The sequence below is a fragment of the Dactylosporangium cerinum genome (genome assembly GCF_042653625.1).
In the GTDB taxonomy this organism is placed as follows: Bacteria; Actinomycetota; Actinomycetes; order Mycobacteriales; family Micromonosporaceae; genus Dactylosporangium; species Dactylosporangium cerinum.
In genome coordinates, this window is sequence record NZ_JBHSIU010000128.1 from 1 (window position 1) to 20837 (window position 20837).

At 70.0% G+C, this 20837-nt stretch carries 15 protein-coding genes; 8 read left to right on the plus strand and 7 right to left on the minus strand.

Translation table 11 applies throughout. The features are described from left to right. Positions 1–219: 219 nt before the first annotated feature. Complete coding sequence (locus tag ACFPIJ_RS58140) at positions 220–648, minus strand: DUF1062 domain-containing protein (protein WP_380128162.1); 429 nt, start codon at positions 646–648, stop codon at positions 220–222. A 310-nt stretch (positions 649–958) separates the two neighbouring features. Here ACFPIJ_RS58140 and ACFPIJ_RS58145 point away from each other — a divergent pair, with 310 nt between their 5' ends. The 4 genes from ACFPIJ_RS58145 to ACFPIJ_RS58160 all read left to right on the plus strand — a co-directional run bounded on the left by ACFPIJ_RS58145 (position 959) and on the right by ACFPIJ_RS58160 (position 6689). Continuing rightward, a complete protein-coding gene (locus ACFPIJ_RS58145; protein WP_380128163.1) occupies positions 959–2140 on the plus strand; it encodes an IS110 family RNA-guided transposase in 1182 nt (393 codons plus the stop codon). 84 nt (positions 2141–2224) lie between these two features. Then, complete coding sequence (locus ACFPIJ_RS58150) at positions 2225–3262, plus strand: IS110 family RNA-guided transposase (RefSeq protein WP_380128164.1); 1038 nt, start codon at positions 2225–2227, stop codon at positions 3260–3262. Between the two features lie 992 nt (positions 3263–4254). Continuing rightward, a complete protein-coding gene (locus ACFPIJ_RS58155) occupies positions 4255–5649 on the plus strand; it encodes a serine/threonine-protein kinase (RefSeq protein ID WP_380128165.1) in 1395 nt (464 codons plus the stop codon). 131 nt (positions 5650–5780) lie between these two features. Continuing rightward, positions 5781–6689, plus strand: a complete 909-nt coding sequence (locus ACFPIJ_RS58160; protein WP_380128166.1) for a GH12 family glycosyl hydrolase domain-containing protein — start codon at positions 5781–5783, stop codon at positions 6687–6689. Positions 6690–7269: 580 nt separating this feature from the next. Here ACFPIJ_RS58160 and ACFPIJ_RS58165 read toward each other — a convergent pair. The 4 genes from ACFPIJ_RS58165 to ACFPIJ_RS58180 all read right to left on the minus strand — a co-directional run bounded on the left by ACFPIJ_RS58165 (position 7270) and on the right by ACFPIJ_RS58180 (position 14489). Continuing rightward, positions 7270–11289, minus strand: a complete 4020-nt coding sequence (locus ACFPIJ_RS58165; protein ID WP_380128167.1) for a glycoside hydrolase family 38 N-terminal domain-containing protein — start codon at positions 11287–11289, stop codon at positions 7270–7272. After that, on the minus strand, positions 11286–12149 hold the full coding sequence (locus ACFPIJ_RS58170) for a carbohydrate ABC transporter permease (protein ID WP_380128176.1): 864 nt from the start codon (positions 12147–12149) through the stop codon (positions 11286–11288). The genes ACFPIJ_RS58165 and ACFPIJ_RS58170 overlap by 4 nt, the downstream gene beginning before the upstream one ends. A gap of 26 nt (positions 12150–12175) precedes the next feature. Continuing rightward, on the minus strand, positions 12176–13156 hold the full coding sequence (locus ACFPIJ_RS58175; RefSeq protein ID WP_380128168.1) for a carbohydrate ABC transporter permease: 981 nt from the start codon (positions 13154–13156) through the stop codon (positions 12176–12178). A gap of 64 nt (positions 13157–13220) precedes the next feature. Beyond that, positions 13221–14489: an ABC transporter substrate-binding protein gene (locus ACFPIJ_RS58180; RefSeq protein WP_380128169.1), complete on the minus strand. Its 1269-nt coding sequence runs from the start codon at positions 14487–14489 to the stop codon at positions 13221–13223. A gap of 529 nt (positions 14490–15018) precedes the next feature. Between ACFPIJ_RS58180 and ACFPIJ_RS58185 the strand changes: the two genes are divergently transcribed. Continuing rightward, positions 15019–15279: a hypothetical protein gene (locus ACFPIJ_RS58185; protein ID WP_380128170.1), complete on the plus strand. Its 261-nt coding sequence runs from the start codon at positions 15019–15021 to the stop codon at positions 15277–15279. A gap of 276 nt (positions 15280–15555) precedes the next feature. Here ACFPIJ_RS58185 and ACFPIJ_RS58190 read toward each other — a convergent pair whose 3' ends face one another. Then, positions 15556–16155 carry a helix-turn-helix domain-containing protein gene (locus ACFPIJ_RS58190; RefSeq protein WP_380128171.1) on the minus strand — a complete coding sequence of 200 codons (600 nt, stop codon included), beginning with the start codon at positions 16153–16155 and terminating at the stop codon, positions 15556–15558. Continuing rightward, on the minus strand, positions 16152–16817 hold the full coding sequence (locus ACFPIJ_RS58195; protein WP_380128172.1) for a hypothetical protein: 666 nt from the start codon (positions 16815–16817) through the stop codon (positions 16152–16154). The genes ACFPIJ_RS58190 and ACFPIJ_RS58195 overlap by 4 nt, the downstream gene beginning before the upstream one ends. 1085 nt (positions 16818–17902) lie before the next feature. Between ACFPIJ_RS58195 and ACFPIJ_RS58200 the strand changes: the two genes are divergently transcribed. From ACFPIJ_RS58200 to ACFPIJ_RS58210, 3 genes are all read left to right on the plus strand, one after another. Continuing rightward, positions 17903–18793 carry a hypothetical protein gene (locus ACFPIJ_RS58200; RefSeq protein ID WP_380128173.1) on the plus strand — a complete coding sequence of 297 codons (891 nt, stop codon included), beginning with the start codon at positions 17903–17905 and terminating at the stop codon, positions 18791–18793. 228 nt (positions 18794–19021) lie between these two features. Then, entirely contained in the window at positions 19022–19357 is a 336-nt protein-coding gene (locus ACFPIJ_RS58205; protein WP_380128174.1) for a hypothetical protein, read from the plus strand. Next, complete coding sequence (locus ACFPIJ_RS58210; RefSeq protein ID WP_380128175.1) at positions 19357–20607, plus strand: hypothetical protein; 1251 nt, start codon at positions 19357–19359, stop codon at positions 20605–20607. The genes ACFPIJ_RS58205 and ACFPIJ_RS58210 overlap by 1 nt, the downstream gene beginning before the upstream one ends. Positions 20608–20837: the final 230 nt, after the last annotated feature.

The window sequence follows — 20837 nt, forward strand, 5'->3', positions numbered from 1 at the left end:
TGTCACCCGCCACGCAACCGGAGATCACCCAGCGTCAGCACGCCGTTGCGCGGAATGGCTCAATGAGCGACCTCGGCGGGCGTGGATGACGTGGGTGAAGCCGTCAAGATGATCACGGAGTTCTTCACGCCCCACGACACCGTGCGTCTGCTGGCCGGTCGGCGGGCGGATGGTACGGGCCGCCCCACGGCACAGCTCGTCGCGCCGTGGGGCGGCACCTCATGCCCGCTCGGGTGACGGCGGCGGGGCGGTGACGACCAGGAAGGTGAAGTCCTCGCGGGCCTTGGCGTCGATGGGTAGGGGCAGGCGGATGCGCCCGGAGTCGACCATGCCCTCCACGGCGGGACGGCTCAGGCCGAACCCGGCGGTGAGCAGCTTCTCGACCCGGATGGGTGCGGGGAACTCGAACCTGACGAGGACCTCGAGTGGCGCGGCATCCTCGCGCTGGAGGTCGCAGAACGGCATGTCGGTGTCCAGCTGCCAGGTGCCGGTCCAGTCGAGCTGGTAGGCGGCCTTGTGGGCGAGCGTCGCGTCCATGGTCAGCTGTCGCACCATGGCCGGATCGTTGTTCTCGAACCTCCGTAGCCGTTCGTCGTCCCCGGCAGCGACGGCGAGCTCGATGCCGACAACCTCGGCATTCGCGGCCATGACTGAGCGGGGACCGCCCGTTTGCCGTACCGGCCGGGACGGCAGCTGCGGCCAATCGGACCTGCAAGATCAAAGTACTCTCATCGGCTTCTTATCTACTGGTGGTACGACCGCAGCCAGGCCAGGCTTGGTCGAGGTGATCGGCAGGGTGGCTCTCTCATCGGCTGCCCGCTGCTGTTTGGTGTGGCTCTCATTTGGCATGCGTCCTGCCGGTCACCGCGGCGTGGAGAGCTCCAGAGGGGTCTGCCCAGCTCGAAGAAGCGCTGCCCTCCTCGCTGACATCAGAATTGTCGGATCGAGGAGGGATGGCATGGCACGCGTCATCATCGGTATGGACCCGCACAAGCGGTCCGCGACCGTCGAGATCATCAACGGCCGGGAGAAGGTCCTGGCCCAGGGCCGGTTCGGTACCGACCGCGACGGCTACGCCGCGATGCTCAGACTGGGCCGGCAGTACAAAGACCGGGTCTGGGCGGTGGAAGGCTGCAACGGCATCGGCCGGCACATCGCCCAACGCCTGGTCGCCGACGGCGAGACCGTGCTCGACGTGCCAGCGAAACTGTCCGCGCGAGCCCGGCTGTTCGACACCAGCCGATCCCGCAAGACCGACCCCGCCGACGCCCACTGCATCGCGGTGGCAGCGCTGCGTGCCAACGGATTGCGTCAGGTCACCGTCGATGACGTCACGGTCGCGTTGAGGCTGCTCGTGGACCGCCGTGACGGGCTCGGCCGGGCCCGGACCGAAGCGCTGAGCCGGCTGCACCACCTGCTGCTCGAGCTCGTCCCGGGCGGGGCGAAGCAGTTCCTGTCCGCGCCACAGGCCCGAGCACTGCTCAACACCGTCCGGCCCCGCGACCTTGTCGGGCGCACTCGCCGGCAGCTGGCCTCGGAACTGATCACCGAGGTCGCCGTCATCGACAAGAAGATCAAGGCCGCCAACGCGCAGCTGACCGAGCTGATCGCCTCGACCGGCAGCACGCTGCAGCAGCTCAACGGCATCGGACCGTCCGGCGCCGCCCGGCTGCTCGGTGATATCGGCGACGTCGGCCGCTTCGCCAGCCGAGACCACTTCGCGTCCTGGAACGGCACCGCCCCGATCGACGCGTCCTCCGGCGACCAGCACCGCCACCGACTTTCCCGCGCCGGGAACCGGCGCATCAACCGGGTTCTGCACATCATGGCCATCGTCCAGCTGCGCAACGACACCGAAGGCCGCAACGACACCGAAGGCCGCGCCTACTACTGGCGCAAACTCGCCGCGGGCAAAAGCCCGATGGAAGCCATGCGGGCCCTGAAACGCCGACTGTCCAACGTGGTCTATCAACAGATGGTCAAGGACGCGGAGCGCGTCAGGACGGGCCCGGGAGGGCAAACGGGAGCGACTCTGCAATCCAGCGCGGCCGGCTCAATCCCGACAGCCGGCACTTCGGAGAAGCCACTTCCCGGACCCGCCAGAACCCACTCTAGAACACCGCTCCTGGCCGCATCTTGATGGCATGAAGGGGCGGGCCTCGCTCCTCGTGACTCCCGGCGGGATGCTCGGGGTGTTCACGTCTCACGACGAAGGAGGCCCCTCATGCAGGCAGGATACGACGGTCGGCAGGTCGTCGGGATGGATCTGCATCGGCGCCGTTCGGTGCTGGTGCGGATGACCGAGGCCGGGGACCGACTCGATACGGTGCGGATCGACAACGACCCGATCGCCCTGGGTCGGGAGATCGCTAAGGCTGGCGAGCATCCGGACGTGGTGCTGGAGGCGACCTACGGCTGGTACTGGGCGGCGGACGTCCTGGCCGAAGCCGGTGCCGCGGTGCACCTGGCGCACCCGCTGGGAGTGAAAGGGTTCGCCTACCGGCGGGTGAAGAACGACGTGCGCGATGCTGCCGATCTGGCGGATCTGCTGCGGATGGGCCGGCTGCCCGAGGCGTGGATCGCCCCGCCGGAGGTGCGTGAACTGCGGGAGTTGGTCCGGCATCGGGCGAAACTCGTCGCATTGCGCAGCGGGTTGAAGGCATCGGTGCACGCGGTGCTGGCCAAGCAGGGCGTGCGCATCGCGCTGTCCGATCTGTTCGGCCTGGGTGGACGTGAGCTGCTGGCCGCCGCGCCGTTGGACGGCGCCTTCCGCGGTCGGGTCGATTCCCTGTGCCGGCTCATCGACGCCGTCGACTTCGAGATCGACGCGCTCACCAAGCCGGTGCGCTCCCGGCTGGCCGGGCACCGCGGGTTCACCGCGATCCAGGCGATCCCCGGTGTCGGCCCGGTCCTGGCTGCCGTCTTCATCGCCGAGATCGGCGAGGTCGACCGGTTCGCCGGACCGGCGCAGTTGACCTCGTGGGCCGGGCTCACCCCACGACACCGGGAATCCGATACCACGGTCCATCGTGGACGGATCACCAAACAGGGCTCGACCCTGGTGCGATGGGCCGCGGTCGAGGCTGCCCACTGCGCCGCCCGGACCGGCTGGCTGGCCACCACCAGGACCCGTATCGGCGAGCGCAGGGGCCGCAACATCGCCACCGTCGCGGTGGCCCGCAAACTGCTCACCCTCGTCTTCTACGGCCTGCGCGACGGGCACATCCGCGCTCTCACCCAGGCTCGGAAGGCGGTGGCGTGAGCCGGTTCGGACGTGACCGGACGCGTGGTCGTTCTGTGTCTGACCCCCGGCTGCAGCCGGCGAGGTCGTCCGCTTGATTGACCCCGTCCGGTCACGGTCGCACACCACCATGCCCTCGATCAGCGGGGCGAATGGATGACCGGCAGCCGAACCCGGCCTGCCCTCCGAGCACGCTCGGACCCTGGTGAACCGCGGCCCGTCCACACCACAAACATCCCGCCTTCCGGCACACCAAGCATGGCGTCCACGACGCCGGCATCAAGGCCAAGCCCCTCCCGGGGTGGGCCTCCGGCCCAGCCTTGACCCCGACGCCGCAGACCCGCCCGCCCAATTCATGCCGGAAACGGCAAAAATAACGTCAGATACCCAAACCACAGGACTTGACCGGCCCCGCTCCTTCATGGATGACACAGAGGGGTGCCATTTGTCAGTGCGTTCCGAGTGCCCGCCCACCGGCATGACAGAAGGGTCGGCGCGGCGGCCGGGGACCAGCGCCCGCTGGCTGGATCGGTGGGCTTCCCGGCCCGGCGTCCGGGAAGAGCCTGCACTGGTGGGAGCGGGCCGTTGCCCACGTTGACCAGTCCGGGTCGCCCCAGCGCGGTCAGGGCTTCGCTGGTGTCCGTTGAGGGTTCCGCGTTTGACCGTTCCGCGTTTGAGCGCGGTGGATTCGGTGATGGATCATGCCGAATTGGGGTCGGCACGGTCTGGTCCTGACGACCGGTCGGCGTCAGCGGTGTGCTCGATTGATGACAACCATGCTGACGGGCTATGCCCGCTGCTCGACCGACGAGCAGGAGACCTGTTCTGCGTCTCCCGCCCCACCGTCTACCGCGTCCTCGAACGCGCACGAACCCAAACCGCCAGCGGCACAACATAACCGACAAACGCAACTGCGCCCGACAAACTCCTGCGATAGACGACGCACTGCGAGGCCGCAGTTCGCCACATAGCAGTTAAATCCATATTAGGCGGTATGTGGCACACTTTTTCGGGTGATTAACTCACCAAAACTCCTTTCCGGTCGGTACCGGCTAATAGAGCCCCTCGGCGAGAGCGGCACGTCGATGGTCTGGCGGGCATACGACGAGGTGCTCCGGCGCCGGGTGGCGGTGAAACTCCTTGCCGCCGGGCCCCGTGACGCGGGCCAACTGCACGCTGGCGTCCAGGTCGCCGCGCTGCTGAACCACCCCAACGTCAGCGCCGTCTACGACTACGGCGTGGCCGGCGACGAACCCTTCGTGGTGATGGAGCTCGTCGACGGCGTGTCCCTGGCCGACCGGCTCACGCGCGGCCCGCTGCCGTGGCGAGGCGCGGTCGAGGTGTGCGCGTACGTCGCGGCCGCGCTGTCGGCCGCCCATGCCCGCCGCCTGGTGCACAGCGACATCAGGCCCGGCAGCATCATGCTGACCGAGGACGGGGTCAAGGTTCTCGACTTCGGCATCGCCGCGGTCACCTCGCCCCGCCCGGCGGCCGACCCGGCCGCCGACGTCTACGCCCTCGGCATGCTGCTCTTCTCCGTGCTGACCGGCCAGCCGCCGGCGGACCGGAAGGCGGGGCTGCTGCGCGGCGATCCCGGGCTCACACCGCTGCCGCTGATCCCGGGGATGCCCCTGGAGGTCGCGGCGCTCTACCAGCACTGCGTCGCACCAGATCCGAACCTGCGCCCCTCCGCGGCGGCGCTCGCCCGCCGGTTCGCAGATCTGGCCGGGGTACGGGTCGGCGCCGTCGACGTGCGGGAACGCCCCATCGCCGGCCAGGTCGTGGGCTCCGCCAGCAGCGCGACCGCGACGATGCGGTTGACGGGCACCCGAGACCTGCCGGCGACGCCGGCGCGTCGACTGCGGGTTCGCCGCGCATCGGTGATCGTGGCCGTTGCGGGCGCGGTCGTGGCCGCTGCGATCGGGGTCGCCGTGGCAGCCACCGCGCTGGGACCAGCACTGTCCGGCGGTTCCACCACGGCCCGGTGGTCGGGCACGCCCCGGCCCTCCGCCAGGTTCGCCACACCAGCCGGCGAGACGGGATCCGCGTCCCTCGGCGCCAAGGCGCCGGACGAGCCGTCGTGCAGGGTGACGTACCAGGTACAGCAGATCTGGGACAACGGCGCGGCCGTCGCGTTGTCGATCGCCAACACCGGCAAGGCCGTCACGCAGCGCTGGACCCTGACCTTCGACCTCGCCGACGGCCTGCAGACGCGGGATGGCCGGAACGGCGCCTGGCAGCAGCAGGGCACGCAGGTCACCGTCGCGGGCCTGCCGGGCCATCCGGACCTCGCGGCCGGCTCGTCCGTGAGTGACGTCGGTGTCAGCATCGACGGTCACGGCGCCACCGGCATTCCCGGCAGCTTCGTGCTGAACGGGCAGCGTTGCCAGGTCACCGCGCAACCGTGATTAGCTGCTGACCGGAAGAAACCGCGACAATCGGTAACGAAACCGCATCCACCTCGCTCAGCTGCGTAAACGCGTCATAACCTCCTGCGGGGAACGCTCCGAAACCCCTCGTTCCCGCAGTGAGGAGCACCGTGACCCGTCCGTTCCGCGCGCTGGCGACCATCGGCCTGATGCTCGCCTCATTCATCACCGTCGCCGTGGCCGGCGGCGGCACGGCGCAGGCCAGCACCCAGATCTGCGACAAGTACGGTTCGGCCACCGTCCAGGACCGCTACATCGTCATGAACAACCGCTGGGGCGCCGACACCCCGCAGTGCATCAACGTCGGTACCGCGGGATTCGCCATCACGGCAAGCCACAACAAGCCGACCAACGGCGCGCCCGCGTCGTACACGGCGATCTACTACGGCTGCCACTACGACAACTGCTCGCCACACACCACCCTGCCGATGCAAATCGGCAAGATCGGCAGCGCGACAAGCAGCATCAGCTTCTCGTATCCGGCCAGTGGCGTCTACAACGTGTCGTACGACATCTGGCTGGACCCGGCGGCCAACAGCCACGGGACGAACAAGCAGGAGCTGATGATCTGGTTCGCCAAGCGAGGCCCGATCCATCCCGTCGGCTCGCGCGTTGCGACGGCGACCATCGGCGGCCACACCTGGGAGGTCTGGTCCGGCTTCAACGGCTCCAGCGACGTCGTCTCGTACGTCGCACAGTCGCCGATCACGAAGTGGAACTTCGACGTGCGGAGCTTCATCGACAACGTGAAGACGCGCAGCACGGTCACCAACGCGTGGTATCTGACCAGCATCCAGGCCGGGTTCGAGCCCTGGGTGGGCGGAACCGGCCTGGCCGTCAACGACTTCGCCGCGAACGTCAGCGGCGGCGGCACCGGCGGCGCGGTCCCACCGCCGGCGCCGTCACACACCCCCTCGTCACCGGCGCCGTCACATGTGCCGTCACCGAGTCATACCGCCTCGGCCGGCAGCACCCCTTCGACGCGGCCGGCCTCACCGAGCGGCCGCCCGTGCCGATGATGCCCGGTTGGTAGCCTCCGGAGACTCTCGCCGACGAAGGCCACCGAGGCGCTGTCCCCGACGTTGCCGCATCGCCCGTCAGGTCTCCTCGACCGCTTTGACGCCGGCGAGCGGGTGACGCCGCCGCGGGGCCCGCGACTTGTTCGGGGCGTTGCTGCTGGTGCGGCGGGCGTCCGGTCTCGCCCACTGGACGCGACGATCCGAAGGCCGGTAAGGCCCTCTCGTCATAGGAATCGGCATGGACACCCTGTGTTCCGTTGAGGGTTCGCCGAACGGCCGCCACTGCTGACAGTGGACTATCAAGGATCACCTGCATATCAAGCAGATCCAGATGGTGCCCGCCCGGGGCGGCTGGTGTGTGGAGAGGCAAGATGTCCTCGATCGACATCGTCGAACACGCTCGTCGGGCTCGTCTCGTGGCCATGTTGGTCAGGGCTCCGACGACGACCGTGACCGAGACGACGACGGCCGCACGGACGTCCGGGTTTCCCGGCCCGCCGCGCCGGGAGCGCCGCCTCCCCTGGTGGTGGTCCATCGGGCGCAGCGCACCGCTACACCATTGCGGCCGCTGGCCTGAGGGTCAGACGCGGCCGGGGAGGATGACGATGCGGACGGGTTCGCAGTAGGCGATCCGGCCGAAGGCGCAGATCTTGGGCTGGCCCCAAAACTCCCCGGGTGGCGTCCCGACCGGGACGGCGACGGGGAACTCGACGCTCTGCGTGGACCCGGGCGCGATGGTGAAGCCCCGAGTCGGCTCGCTCGTCAGCGCCCAGATGTAGTGCGGGGTGATGAGCTGGGCGTGCCCCCGCAACGGGGTGCGCAGGTCGTGGCTCACCCGCACGCGGACGTGACCACGCGCCCCAGGGGTCAGCGTGAGCTCCCGGTCCTCGGCGCGCGCGTGCAGCAGCGGCCCAAGCGCGGGCCGGCCCACGGGCACGACGAGGGCGTCCTGCAGCTCCTGCCCCCGGTGGGCGATGCTCGCCGCGACCGCGTACCAGCCAGGTTCGGCGTCGTCGGGAGCCGTGACAGTGACGGGCACGCCGAGGTGGCCACCCGCGGCGACGGTCACGGACCTCGACCGGGGAGTGGCGACCCAGCCCTCTGGCGCACTGACGAGCAGTTCCCCGTCGTAGCCGGCGTCGGTATCGTCGCAGACGATCTGAGCGCACAGCCGCACGCCGGCCGCGGCGCCGTCGTCACGCGTCTGGTCGTTCGGCCGGAGGGTGAGCGCGACCGGCAGGTTGCCCATGGGCGCGGGGCCGCAGTTGTGCAGCCAGTAGCGGGTGAACACGGGCTGCACGGGTTCTGTGCTCGCCGCGAGCACTGTCCCGCCACGCTCGGCGCGAGCCGGTGATAGGGCCAGCGACATGATCCGGTACCCCTCGACGTCGAGCCGCACCTCCCGGCCGTCGTGCTCGAGGGGCGCGCCGGGGCGGTCGAGCAGGTCGGTGGCGGTGGCCGAAGTGATACCGCCGGCGAGGCGGATCGCGACGCTGCCGGACCGGCCGTGGGGCTCGTAGCCGCGGACGATCAGGCTGTCGCACGCGTCGGCGGGCGCCGCGGAGCCGGTGGCGAGCGGCTCCCCCAGCGGCTTGACCGCGGTGACGACGAAGTTCTCGGCGGGCTCGACGCTCAACAAGGATCCGGTGGCCGGCAGCGCCCCGTCGCCGGCCGGCGCGGTGGTCGCGGCGAGCGGATGGTTGACGGACTGCCCGGCGGCGACGAACCCAGCGGTGCGCCATCCGCCGGGGCCGCTCACCAGGTGGTACTCGAAGCGCCTGCTGGTGTGGTGCTGGAAGCTGCGACCGCCCGGTGCGTTGAGGTCCGGAAAGTTGATCGCGATTCCGGTGGGCCAGCCGGTGCACGCGCGGGCCAGCGACATGTTCAGCGCGCCGTCGGGCTCAACCGCGAAGCCGGGGGTGCCGCGGTTGAGCAGCGCGACGGCGTAGTCCGCGACGGTCGTCTCACCGTGGTGCAGCGCGGACGGCTGCGTGACGTGCACGTTCGCGTCGCGGACGTCGTCGAGGAACTCAGTGAGGACTCGCCGCTCGGCGTCCGCGTCGTTTCCGGCGATCAGCAGGACGGGCAGGTCCCGGATCGAGCGCACGTCGGCGCCCGGTCGCCAGACCTCGCCGAGCGGCCGCTCGGCCGGGATCCAGAGGCGGGCCGTGCCGGTGGCCGCGAGCCGAGCGGCCAGTTCGGCGGCGAACGGTGCCGACGCCCGGTCGAGGAGCTCGGCGACGAACGCGTTGCGCTGCGGGGTGCCGACCGCGACGCGGCAGTCGGGGAGGTTGGAGTCGGTGTCCAGCGCGCCGTAACGGTTTCCCGTCGCGCTCGTCACGGTGGCGGTGACACCCGCCCGGGCCAGGCCGACGGCGAGCCGCCGGGTCGAGGGCAGACCCTCGTCGCCGTCGGGGACGACGATCTCGGCGATGGACACCGCTCGCGAGCGCTCGGAGCGCTCCTGTGGATCGTGCAGATGGACGGTCAGTGCCGCGGCGAGGCCGAACCACTGGTGCGCCGTGTTGTCCAGGGTACGAGGGTGCTCCGCCGCGTCGGCGTCGAGCAGGGCGAAGCCGCGGCCGATGACGGCGGCCGCGGTCTCGCTGACGGGCATGCCGCCGGGGACGTCGCAGGGTATGCGCACCCGCAGGAGCTGGTCGGTGGCGGCGAACCCGTCGATGCCGGTGGCAAAGTCGATCCGGTCGATGCCGTACCACAGGGTGGTCTGCTGCGTGTAGCGGCATCCGTCGACCGTCGCGGTGGCCGTGATGCGCTCGCCGATCGGGCAGCGTTCGACGGTGACGGCCGCCGCGGTGTCCGCGCTGCGCCAGGCAACGGCGTGGGGCAGCAGATGCCACGGGCCCTCGCCGAACTCGGGGTGGTCGCGGTGCTCGGCGACGCAGACCAGCTCGTTGCCCACCTGGCCCTGCGGGAGGAGGTCCCGGCCGGCGGCGAGGTCGGTGATCTCGGTCAGGGCGCCGCCCCGCGCGGGATCCGCACGGACCCGGTAGCGGTCGTTGGCGATGCTCGTCGCTTCGACGAGTTGCCAGCCGGGTTGCCACGCGGACGCCGATGGCTCCGCGGTGCCGGGCAGCAGGCGGAAGGTGCGGTAGCCCATCGACGGCACGTCGCGCGCGACCCACCGCAGCAGCGCCCGGCCCGGCCGGCCGGCGGTGGCGTGCACGAGGGCCTCGGTGAGGTACGGGACCGGGACCCCGCCGTCGTCGGTGAGCGTGACACCCACGGCCGGGTCGAGGTCGATCTCCAGGCCGACGGTGTCCGTCCGGGGGTGCGCCAGCGGGTTGAACACGACGACCGCGGTGCCCTCCCCGCGGGTGTCGACGTGCCGGGCCAGGTGCCGGCGGGCCGACCGGTCCACGTCGGCGGCCAGGTCGTGCGCCTCGCGCCAGCCGGCGACCAGGTCGAGATAGACCTGGTCGGACTGGGTGCCGGTGACCGCGTCGTGGTGCGCGCCGAACAGCAGCAGCCGCCACGCCTTGTCGATGGCCGCAGCGGGGTAGGCCGCGCCGTGCAGCGCGGCGAAGGTGGCCCACTTCTCGGCGTCCAGCAGCAGCGTCTCCGCCATGCGGTGGGCCTGCTTGGTGTCGATCGCGGTGACGTCCTTGCCGGTGTAGATCGGGTTCATGTCGCGGGTCTGCGGCGTGGCGTGCACACCTCTCGCGGCGAGCTCGTCCCGCACGGCGGCGAAGAAGTCGCGCGGTAGACCGTACCGCAGCCGCACCTGCGGGTACCGCTCGTCCCAGGCCGCACGCAGCTCGGTGACCCAGCGCATGGGAGGGCTGAAGTCGCTGCCCATCGGGATCATGACGTTGCGGGTCGCGGCGGCCTGGCGCAGCTGGGTGAACAGCTCGTGCAGCTCCCCCGCCGCGGTCTGCGGGTCCCGGGCGGCGTCGAGGCTGAAGCCGGCCGAGTAGTGCCCGGCCATGTAGTGGGTGAGCAGGCCGTCCCCGCCGGGCGACACCCACTCGAACTCGGTGGGGAACTGGGTCGGCGCGAACGGCTTGCGATGCTCGCGGATGTTCCAGCTGGTCAGCATGGGCCCCCACTGGTGGTAGGGGCCGCGGGCGAAAGCGATCGAGGTCAGTCCGGCGCCGGCCATCACCTGCGCGAACTGCGGATCGTGGCCGAACACGTCCAGTTGCCACGCGGTGGACGGGACGCCTCCGACGACGTGCCGCTGAAACCCGGTGCCGTGCACGGCGTTGCGGATCGTCGTCTCGATGCCGGTGAGGTTGGTGTTGGGCTCGTTGTAGGTGCCGCCGACCAGCTCCAGGCGGCCGTCCGCGATCAGTCGCCGGATGAGCTCGCGGTCCTCGGGATACGTGTCCCAGTACGGCTTGAGGTAGTCGACCTCGGCGAGGACCACGCTGTACTGCGGATCCTCGCGGATCTTCGCCAGGTGCGCCTTGACGAGGCTGAACGCGCTGTGCCCGGGCCAGGCGAACCGCGCCTCGCCCGCGTCGGGGGTCTGCGGTTGATCCTGCGGTTGATCCCAGGTCTGGGTGTACGCGGACTGGGTGTTCCACCACACCGGGTCGTAGTGGAAGTGCGGGATGAGCCAGATGGTCCAGTTCATGCCTTCACGGCTCCCTGCATGATCCCGCCGATGATCTGCTTGCCGAGGAAGAGGAACACCACGAGCACGGGCGCCGTGCTGATCAGGGTTCCCGCGAGCACGAGCGAGTAGTCCATGTAGTAGCCACCGGCCAGTGTGGACAGTGCGACCTGGGTGGTCGGGTTGCCTTGGCCCAGGGCCAGCAGCGGCCAGAAGAAGTCGTTCCAGGCGTTCATGAAGGTGAACAGCGCGAGCACCGCGGCGACGGGCCGCGCCGCCGGCAGCACGACGTGCCAGTACAGCCGGTGCGTCGAGCATCCGTCGATCCGGCCGGCCTCCAGCAGCGCGTCGGGCAGCGCCTCGGAGAGGTACTGGCGCATCAGGAAGACGCCGAACGCGGAGGTGGCCGCCGGGACGATGACCGCCTGCAGGTGCCCGGTCCAGCCCAGCCACTGCGACATCATGATGTACAGCGGGATGATGCCCAGCTGGGCCGGCACCATCATCGTCACGAGCAGGAACCCGAGCAGGGCGTTCTTGCCGCGGAACCGCAGCTTCGCGAACGCGAAACCGGCCAGCGTGCTGGTGAGCACGACGGAGACCGTGATCACGGTCGCGACGATCATCGAGTTGAGCAGGGCGAGACCGAAGTTCGCCTGAGAGTACGCCCGCTGCAGGTTCTCCCACAGATGGCTGCCCGGCAGCAGCCGGGGCGGCCAGCTCCCCGCCGTGGAGTTGTCGTTGGACGCCGCGACCAGCGACCAGTACAGCGGGAACGCCGACACCGCGGCGATGAGTCCCAGCAGCAGGTAGGTCCTCGTTCCGGCGCGGCGCTGGCCCGGCGCCGCAGACCGCCCGCGGCCGCGGCGATCGCCGGTCATGGCACGGGAGACCGGTATCAGGATCGTCATGAGGAGCTCCGAATGCGTCGGGACAGCAGGTAGTTCGCGCCGACCGCCAGCACGATGATCATGAACATGGCCCAGGAGACCGTGGCGGCGTAGGAGTACTTGCCGTGGGTCCAGAACTGCTCGTACACGTACATGGCGAGGGTCTGGAACTGGCGGGAGTCGCCGCCGGTCGGGCTCATCCCCGGGTTGAACATCAGCGGTTCGGTGAACAGCTGGATCGTGCCGATCGTCGACATGATCACGCTGAAGATGATGGTCGGGCGCAGCGCCGGGACGGTGATGGTCCGGAACTTCTGGAACTGGCCGGCGCCGTCGAGGTCCGCCGCCTCGTAGAGGTCGTCCGACACGGCCTGCAGCGCGGCGAGGTAGATCAGGGCGTTGTAGCCGGTCCAGCGCCAGGTCAGGATGACGGCGAGCGCCAGCCACGACTGCCAGGTGCCCGACTGCCAGTCGACCTTGCCCAGGCCGACCAGGCTGAGCATCCAGTTGATCACGCCGAGGTCCCGCCCGAACAGCTGGGCGAAGATCACTCCGACGGCGGCCACCGAGGTGATGTTGGGCAGCAGGACGCCCATCCGCAGCAGGGTGCGGCCGCGCATCCGGCGATGCAGCAGGTGGGCGATCCACATCGCGAGCAGCAGCTGCGGCACGGTGCTCAGTACGCCGATCGCGGCGGTGTTGCGCAGCGCGTTCCAGAAGTAGTCGTCGTGGATGAGCCGCACGAAGTTGCCCAGCCCGACGAAGGTGTGGTCGCTACCGGGGATGTCGCGGTTCCACTGGGTGACCGCCATCCAGCCGGTGTAGAGGAGCGGGAACAGTCCGAACGCCGCGAACACCACGAAGAACGGTGCGATGTAGAGGTACGGCGCGCCACTCACGTCGAACTTGCCGCGCAGGTGGGACCACCGCTCAACCTTTGCCGGTGCGGTGTCCCGCCGCTCGGGCAATATCGACGACGGAGGTGTGATTACTGCCATCAGGCTCGTCGTTCCCTTCTACGGCTCGGTGGCCTTCACGACGTCTGTGAGAACCTGGTGCGGTCTACGGCTCGGTGGCATTCGCGATGTCTTTGAGAACCTGGTGCCACGCCTGGTCGGGTTGCTGCTTGCCCTTGTCGACCCGGGTGATTCCGAGACCGATCAGCGGTCCGATGTCGCCGTCCTTGGGGCCCTGGTACTGCGGTCGCAGGGTTCTCGCCGCCGCGGTGAAGATCCGGCCGGTAGGCGCGTCGTTGAAGAACGCGTTGGTGTTGCCGAGCACGGCCGGGTCGTCGTAGAGCGCGGCCTGGCTGGGCAGGTGGCCCTGGGTGCGGAAGATCCAGCTCGCCTGCTCGGGTGCGGTCAGGAACCTGGCGAGCTTGGCGGCCTCCTTCCGGTGCTTGCTCTGCTTCGGCACGGTCAGGAACGAGCCACCCCAGTTGCCGCTGCCGCCGGGGATCGTGGCGATGTCCCACTTGCCGCTGGTCTGCGGCGCGTTCTGCTTGATGGTGTCGGTCATCCACGCCGGGCAGGCCACGGTGGCGAACGATCCCCGCTGGAACCCGGCGTTCCACTGCTGGCTGAACGTCGCCAGCTTCGCCGACTCGCCGGCCTGCACGGCCTCGACCGCGAGGTTGAACGCCTTCTTGACGGCCGGATTTTCCGCCACCACCACCTTGTTGCCGGAGGCGGTGTAGCCGACCGGCGCCTGGCCGATGATGGCGTTGAAGATGTTGGAACCGGAGTCGAACCAGGCCACGCCGTCGGGCGCACTGGCCTTGAACTGCTTGCCGGTCGCGATGTACGACTGCCAGTCCGGCCACAGCGCGGCCACCTGGTCGCGGTCGGTCGGCAGGCCGGCCTGCGCGAACAGGTCCCGGCGGTAGCACATCGCCAGGCCGCCGACGTCGGCTCCCAGCCCCATCAGGCTGCCGTCGGCGCCGGTCGCCTGCTGCGACTTCCACGGCAGCCACTGGCCCGGGTCGGCGCCGTAGTCCCTGAAGTCGACGAACTTGTCGGACATGACCTTGAACTGCGCGATGTAGCCGCCGTCGATGGCCTCGATGTCGCCGGTTCCCGATCTGCCCAGCAGGTGCGCCTGCAGGTTCTTGTGGTGGTCGTCGTACGAGACGATGTGCTCGACGATCTTGACACCGGGATGGCTCTGCTCATACTTGGTGTACAGGTCGTGGTATCCCAGATCCCCGAAGATCTCGACCACGAGCTGTGTCTGGCCCGGCTTGGCGGAGCCGCACGCGCCGACCGCCGTGACGACGAGCGCCAAACAACCCAGCATCAGCACCGTCAACGTTGCGGGCCTGCGGGTGCGCATCGGATCTCCTTCAGGTGTTCGGACTGCTGGCAGGATCGGATGCGGAGCAACGAGGGCACGGCGCCGCCGCACGACGAGTGCTTTCCCGAATCCGAGGTCGGCCCAAGGGCCGTCGCCGGCCCGGTCGACCGGGCACGGGCGCGAGGCCGCGGCGGAAGCGCTAGCAGGACGACGGCTTCGTGCAATGCGATCAACAGCGCAGTGCACCCGGCCTCCGCGGCGGCGGTCGGGCGCCGGCCCGCAGCAAACCTCGCGGAAGCGGCCCCAACTGCGGAGACTCTAACCCGATCGCTTTGTACCTGTAAAGTCCGAATTAAGGAGAGCATTCGCATTATCTGCTTGGCGACTATTGCGTGGTTATGCGCCGTGTCGGCCAGGAGTTGCTCGAACACCTCGGCACGCCGGTCAACTCGCCCACCTACGCAGCCGCCGTCGCGATCGCCGCAGCGGCCTCCTGCACGAGTACGAACACACCGCCTGACCAACCCGGACGTAATTCTCGACAGGTGCAGGGCCGCGGGAGGTAACCATGGCCCACGAGTCGGCGAGTTCCCCGGAGGACCGGCCGGTGTGCGTCCTTATCGCGCACTCCGCCGACTCGGCAGTCGTCGAGCTGGAGATCGACGGCTTCATCCACAAGTACGTGCTGACCAACCAGCACACCGAGCACGACGGCTCGTCGTACACCGTCTTCAACTACGACGGCATGATCGACCCGAACGGCGCGATGCCGGGCGCGGAGACCCCGGACGGCGGCAAGCACGACCCGATCGACGTCGACGAGCAGTAACCGCCACCACGGGGCCCGCTACCTCGCACCTGACACGACCGCCAGGTGGACGGTCTCCCCGCGCATGGGGGTGGCCCCTCGTCGCCGGCTCGGACTCACTGCAGGCCACGGCTCCCCCACGCATGCGGGGGTGGTCCCGCGCCGCTGCTCGGCGCCGCCAACGGGCTCCGGTGCTCCCCGTGTATGGGTACCTCTCCAGGCTCCGCGCGGACCGTTGAGCCAGTGCTGAGCCCAAGCTCGGCTGGCGTTACCAGGCCGCCGTCGCAGCGGTAAGCTTTAGTTGCGGCCGAGGTGTTCCGATCGGCACGAGGCGCAGTTGTTCACTGGCTGATGGAAATGCCGCAGGCAGCGCGGCGCTCTTGGTTCCAGCGGCGGTGCTGCGCAGTTGGATTCGCGGACGTCGCCCTCGCGAGGACCGTTCTTTGACGTCTTGGACGTTATGCGGGCGGCATCAGGTCCGGGGTCCCCGGTACGCAGCTTGTCTGGGGACTCCGGTGTCTTGTGCCTGCGGGCGTTGTGACCCCCGGTCGAATCGCCCGGGGGTGTGGATGGACCGTCCACAGGGTTTTCCACATCGCCATCCACAGATGTCTCATCGGTGGCCAGTGCGTGGCGGCGCATTCGGACGGTGTAGCGGTTCGCGCCGCGGGGTCCGGCGGCGATCCCGACGAACAGGTGCCCGCCGGCCTCAAGGCGGCGCAGCGCCCTGCGGACGGTCCGCACGTCCAGGAGGGTCTTGCGGGCCAGGGTGTGCAGGGACGGCCAAGCGTTGCCGCCGTCGTCGCCGGCGTTGTCCGCGATCGCGAGCAGAACCAGGCGGTCGTTGCCGCTGGCTGTGCTGTTGTCCCATACCCAGGTCATGACACGGATGCTCATCTGGGGTCCTTTCCGGTTCGGGTACTGCGTGATGTCCGTACTGTCCGGCGGTGGTGCGTCTGTGGTGATGGACCGCGGGGGCCGGCGCCTGGCGGCACGAAGACGAGGACGTGCCGGTGCGGTAGTAGGTCGATGGGGAGGTCGCCGACGGCGACGGGGTCGTCGAGCACGACGACGATGTGCGCGTGCAGCTGGAACCCGGCGTACTGGGCTTCGGTGAGCAGCCGCCAGCCGTAGGTGCCGTAGCTGTCCTCGGTCGGGCGGATCGGCAGGGTGACGATGGCGGAGCCGTGCCGGGCGACGAGGTGTTCGCCGGTGGCGAAGAGGATCGCGGCGTCGCCGGGGAGCCGACCGGGTGCCGGCTGCGGCCAGGTGGTGATGAGGATGCCGACGCGGTGGCCGAGGTGCTCCAGTCCGGCGAGGTCGGTGAGGCGTTCGACGTGGTGGTAGCGGCAGCCTGCCGCGCCGGCCGCTCCGGCAACCGTCGGGTCGTCGCCGATGACGACGATCGTGTCGCCGGCGTCGGCGTACATCGCGACCAGCATCGCGGCGAGCCGTGCGCTGCTGCCGCCGGTGCTGATGTCCGGATCTCGCCAAGGGTCCGGGTCCGGGATACACCACAGCGAGATCGGGACCATGGTGATGTCGGCGTCCGGCTGCAACGACGCCGAGGGTGCCTCGGGTGCGGTCCGCGCGGGTGGGCGACGGCGGCGGGCTCGTCGAGGAACTCGTGGCTCCTGAGGGGGCGGGGTGGTGTTCACATGTATGCATGGCCCAACCAGGTGCCGGTTGCTCGATGCTGAGCCGCAAGCCGTACCAACCGCCACCCAACCGGGACCCGGCGACACCACGGCCGGGCGGCGAACCGCAACGCGCGGTTGTTCAACCATCGACGGGTGAGCCGACGCTGTTTGCCGGGAGTTGGTCAACCGGCCGGCGACGGTCGTGGCCCGTTGACCAACGTGTTGGTCAACGGTGCGCAACCGTTACCGGTGCGTTGCCCAACCATGCGCCCGTCTCGTTCCCGTTCCGCATCGGCGGCTCGCGGTACGCCGGGTACAGAACGGGTACGACGGATGACAGCAATTGCGATTCCCGTACCCACGTCGGTGTCGACGCCGCGACAGGTGTCGTGCCCGTACCGGGCACGGACCGTTCCGGTAGGACGGGACGGAACGCGGTCCTAGAACGGGAACGGCAGCAGGCAGCGGCACGAAACGACCGTTTCCGTTCCCCAAGGTGATGGCCCTGCGATACACCGCTCCCCGGCACTCTGATGTCCCGTTCCGCGACGCGGTACCGTCCTGCCGCGGCAAACGCCCGTTCCCTGCGCAGCGTCGAATCGGCCGAGTTCCGCCGCCTGACCATCCCGCACGACGACGCGGTGCGTTCGCATCGTCCGGGGTTCCCGTTCCCATCCCCGGTGTCCGTTCCCGCAGCCTCCGTTCCCGCGGTGCGGGTCGCCGGGAACGGGCACGGTATCCGGGTCGGCCGTCCGCGTGCCCACACCCGTTGTGCCGATAGCGGCGCGGGCAACCGGCCGCCGTGACGCGCGACGGTTCCCGTACCCGTCAGCCTGCGCTTGCCGGACCTGTCAGCCAGGCCCGACGGGTACCGCCGGCCGGTACGGCACGTCGTCACCAACCGCGGAACGGGGTTGGTCAACAGGTTGGGCGGGCGTGCCTGAATGTCCCCGATAGCCGGGCCGCGACTGTGCCCGGCACACCGACACGGGACGGGGAACGGGATGCGAAGGGGACGAGTCTGGCCGCGCACCGCGCTGGCCGCGGTGCGGCTGGCGTTCCAACAACTGTCGTGCGGGCCGGCGCCGCTGGCATTGGACTGCCGCGGGCTGCCCGGCATGCCGCAACGGCCGGTGGTGCTCGCCGAGCTGCGGGTGCTGCTGCTGGACGAGGGCATGCCACGCAGGGTCCGCGACGCGGTGTGGCGGGTGCTGGTCACCAACGCCCGGGAGGAAGGCCCGGTGTGGCGGTTGGCCGTGGTCGGGCTGGCGTTGCCGGGGCTGCGCCGGGTCGTCACCGTGTACGCCGCGAGCTGGCGCGGCGATGCCGGTGACCGCGACGCGGAACTCCTCGCCGGGTTCCTGGAGCGGCTGGAGTCCGTTGACGTCGATCAGCCACGGATCGTGGGGAGGCTGCTCGATGCGGCGGAGCGGGCGGTGAAGGCGGCGATGCAGCGGGCCATTGATCAGGCGGCGGAGTCTGCGGTCCGGCAGGACGAGGCGCGGCTGGCCGTCGGGGTGCGGCCACCGGGTTCGATGCCGCCGCAGCGGCCGTGGGACCACCCGGATTGGGTGCTGACCCGTGCGGTGGCGGCCGGGGTGATCGGTGAGGAGGAGTGGACGCTGATCGCCCGGACGCGGCTGGAGGGGTGTTCGTTGCAGTCGGTCGCGGCGCTGCTCGGTGTAGGGCCAGGGTTGGCGGCGACCTGGCGGCGCCGGGCGGAGCTGCAGCTGGTCGCGGCGATCCGCAGCGGTGAGCTGGACTTCATGTTGCTTGTGGCGCCACGCAGACTGGACCGGCTGACGGCGGCGCGGGCGTCGGTGCAAGCGCGACGTCACCGAGACCACAACAGCGCGGCACCGGCGTTCGCTGCCGCTGCGCCAGCTGCCAGTTGACGGCCGTCGACGGCAACCGCACCGGCCCGTTGGGTGGCTGTTGGCCGCGGGATCCGGGGCGGCCGTCTGGTTGGGCACCCAACCGACGCCATAGCTGAGCAGGAAGCAGGGTCGGCGAACGACCCGGTTCTCGCGCCACAGTCCGCCGCCACCGCCGTCGTGGCCGCGTGTGGCGCCTTCTGTCCATTACGACGCTCCCGAATCGACGGGGGTGGGAGGTGTGCATCCATGTACCGCATCGTGGTCCGTGTGGTCGTGACCGTCGCGGTCGCTGCCGCGCTGCTGCTGGTCGGTGGGCCGGCGCATGCCGGTGAGCCGGTCCAGCTCGCCGTCAACGACCTGCCGACCGTCATCAAGAACCTCACGAACACCCTCACGACGCTCCTTGCCGCGGTCGCGACGCTGTTCCTCACCATCGGCGGGTTCCGGCGGGTGACCGCTGGCGGTGACCCGGCGGAGGTGGAGAAGTCGAACCAGGCGCTGCGTTCCGCGGCGATCGGCTACGCCCTCGCCGTCATGGCGCCCGTGCTGCTGACCCTGCTCAAGAGCATCGTGGGCAGCTGATGGGCGCGTTCCTCTTCGACGAGGTGCTGATCGCGCTGCTCAAGGCCGTCAACGGGACGTTGGGTGCGTTGTGGGGAATGCTGGCGGGTACGGCGTTCACGACGCCGGACGTGACCGGGCTGCCGCAGGTCGCGGTGATCTCCGCGCGGGCGTTGACGATCGTGAACGCGTCGTTCGTGCTGGCGATCATCGCCGCCGGGGTCATGGTGATGGGCCGGGAGTCGGTGCAGTCGAGGTACGGGCTGGCCGAGCTCGGCCCGCGGCTGGTGATCGGCTGGATCGCCGCGAACTTCGCGTCACCGATCTGCGCCTGGATGATCGGCTTCGGCAACAGCGTCACCGAGGCCGTCACCGGCGACAAACTGCGCCCGCAGGCCGAGATGGCGCAGCTGACGGCGGTGCTGTCGGCGGCGTTGACCAACCCCGGTGACGCGTTGCTGGCCGCGGTGATCGCGGTGATCCTGACGGTGCTGACCGGGATGCTGCTGGCCACGTGGATCGTGCGGATCGGCGTGCTGGTCGTCGTGGTCAGCGTGGCACCGGTCGCGTTGGCGTGCCACGCCACCCCGTTCACCGACGGTGCGGCCCGGCTGTGGTGGCGGACGTTCACGGTCCTGCTGGCGACGGTGACGTTGCAGGCACTTGCGTTGCACGTGACCCTCACGGTGTTCCTGGACCCGAAGGCGAACCTGCCGGGAATGATGCTGCCGAAGGACCCGACCGGCAACGGCACCATCAACCTGCTGATCATCGGGTGTCTGCTGTGGGTGACGGTGCGGATCCCGGCGCTGCTGCGCCGTTCGCTGGGCGGCGGCCGGCAGCAGAACATCCTCGGCATCGTGCTGCGGATGGCGGTCGTGCAGAAGGTCACCGGGTTGCTGCGACTGCCGTTGCGGGCGCTCGGCGTCGGCCGAACCACGCGGCGGGCCACATCCGGCGGGGCACGTGCCGCGGCGGGCGGTGCGAGCGCCGGGCCGTCGGCGCAGTCGGCGGTGTCGCCGTCCTGGCGGCCGAGGGCACCGCGCCCGGTGACGGCGCCGGGCGTCCGGGGCGCTGCCGGCTCGAACGGCAGTGCACGCGGCTCCGGTTCGTCGGCCCGCCCGGCACCGCCAGCGGCGAAGCCCCCTGCGCGGCCACGGCCGCCGCTGCCGCCGCCGCGCGCGAATCCGGCGACGGCGATGCCGCGGCAACGGCCGGCGTGGCAGGTCCGCAACCGCCCGACCCTCGGTACGCCGAGACGTGACCCGTGACCGATGCCGGGCGAGCACCGAAGGGCCCCCGCGCCCGGCTGACCCGCCGTTGACCCCCGTCGCCGTCCGGCGCTGCCGGTACCGGACGGCGACGGGCAGCGCTCCCCCCGTACCAACGTCGAAAGGACGTATCCGATGGACGCAGAGCTTGAGGTCCGTGCCCGGATTCCGACGGCTGCTTCATACTGCGCGGTCTCCGTTTGCTGTTGGGTTTGGTTTGAGGCGGAACG

Bases quoted from the DNA above. Each gene is read 5' to 3' on its own strand.
- ACFPIJ_RS58145 (WP_380128163.1), top strand. From the start codon at position 959: ATGGCACGCGTCATCATCGGTATGGACCCGCACAAGCGGTCCGCGACC.
- ACFPIJ_RS58150 (WP_380128164.1), top strand. From the start codon at position 2,225: ATGCAGGCAGGATACGACGGTCGGCAGGTCGTCGGGATGGATCTGCAT.
- ACFPIJ_RS58165 (WP_380128167.1), bottom strand. From the start codon at position 11,289: ATGAACTGGACCATCTGGCTCATCCCGCACTTCCACTACGACCCGGTG.
- ACFPIJ_RS58190 (WP_380128171.1), bottom strand. From the start codon at position 16,155: ATGAGCATCCGTGTCATGACCTGGGTATGGGACAACAGCACAGCCAGC.
- ACFPIJ_RS58180 (WP_380128169.1), bottom strand. From the start codon at position 14,489: ATGCGCACCCGCAGGCCCGCAACGTTGACGGTGCTGATGCTGGGTTGT.
- ACFPIJ_RS58185 (WP_380128170.1), top strand. From the start codon at position 15,019: ATGGCCCACGAGTCGGCGAGTTCCCCGGAGGACCGGCCGGTGTGCGTC.
- ACFPIJ_RS58175 (WP_380128168.1), bottom strand. From the start codon at position 13,156: ATGGCAGTAATCACACCTCCGTCGTCGATATTGCCCGAGCGGCGGGAC.
- ACFPIJ_RS58205 (WP_380128174.1), top strand. From the start codon at position 19,022: ATGTACCGCATCGTGGTCCGTGTGGTCGTGACCGTCGCGGTCGCTGCC.
- ACFPIJ_RS58170 (WP_380128176.1), bottom strand. From the start codon at position 12,149: ATGACCGGCGATCGCCGCGGCCGCGGGCGGTCTGCGGCGCCGGGCCAG.
- ACFPIJ_RS58200 (WP_380128173.1), top strand. From the start codon at position 17,903: ATGCGAAGGGGACGAGTCTGGCCGCGCACCGCGCTGGCCGCGGTGCGG.
- ACFPIJ_RS58140 (WP_380128162.1), bottom strand. From the start codon at position 648: ATGGCCGCGAATGCCGAGGTTGTCGGCATCGAGCTCGCCGTCGCTGCC.
- ACFPIJ_RS58210 (WP_380128175.1), top strand. From the start codon at position 19,357: ATGGGCGCGTTCCTCTTCGACGAGGTGCTGATCGCGCTGCTCAAGGCC.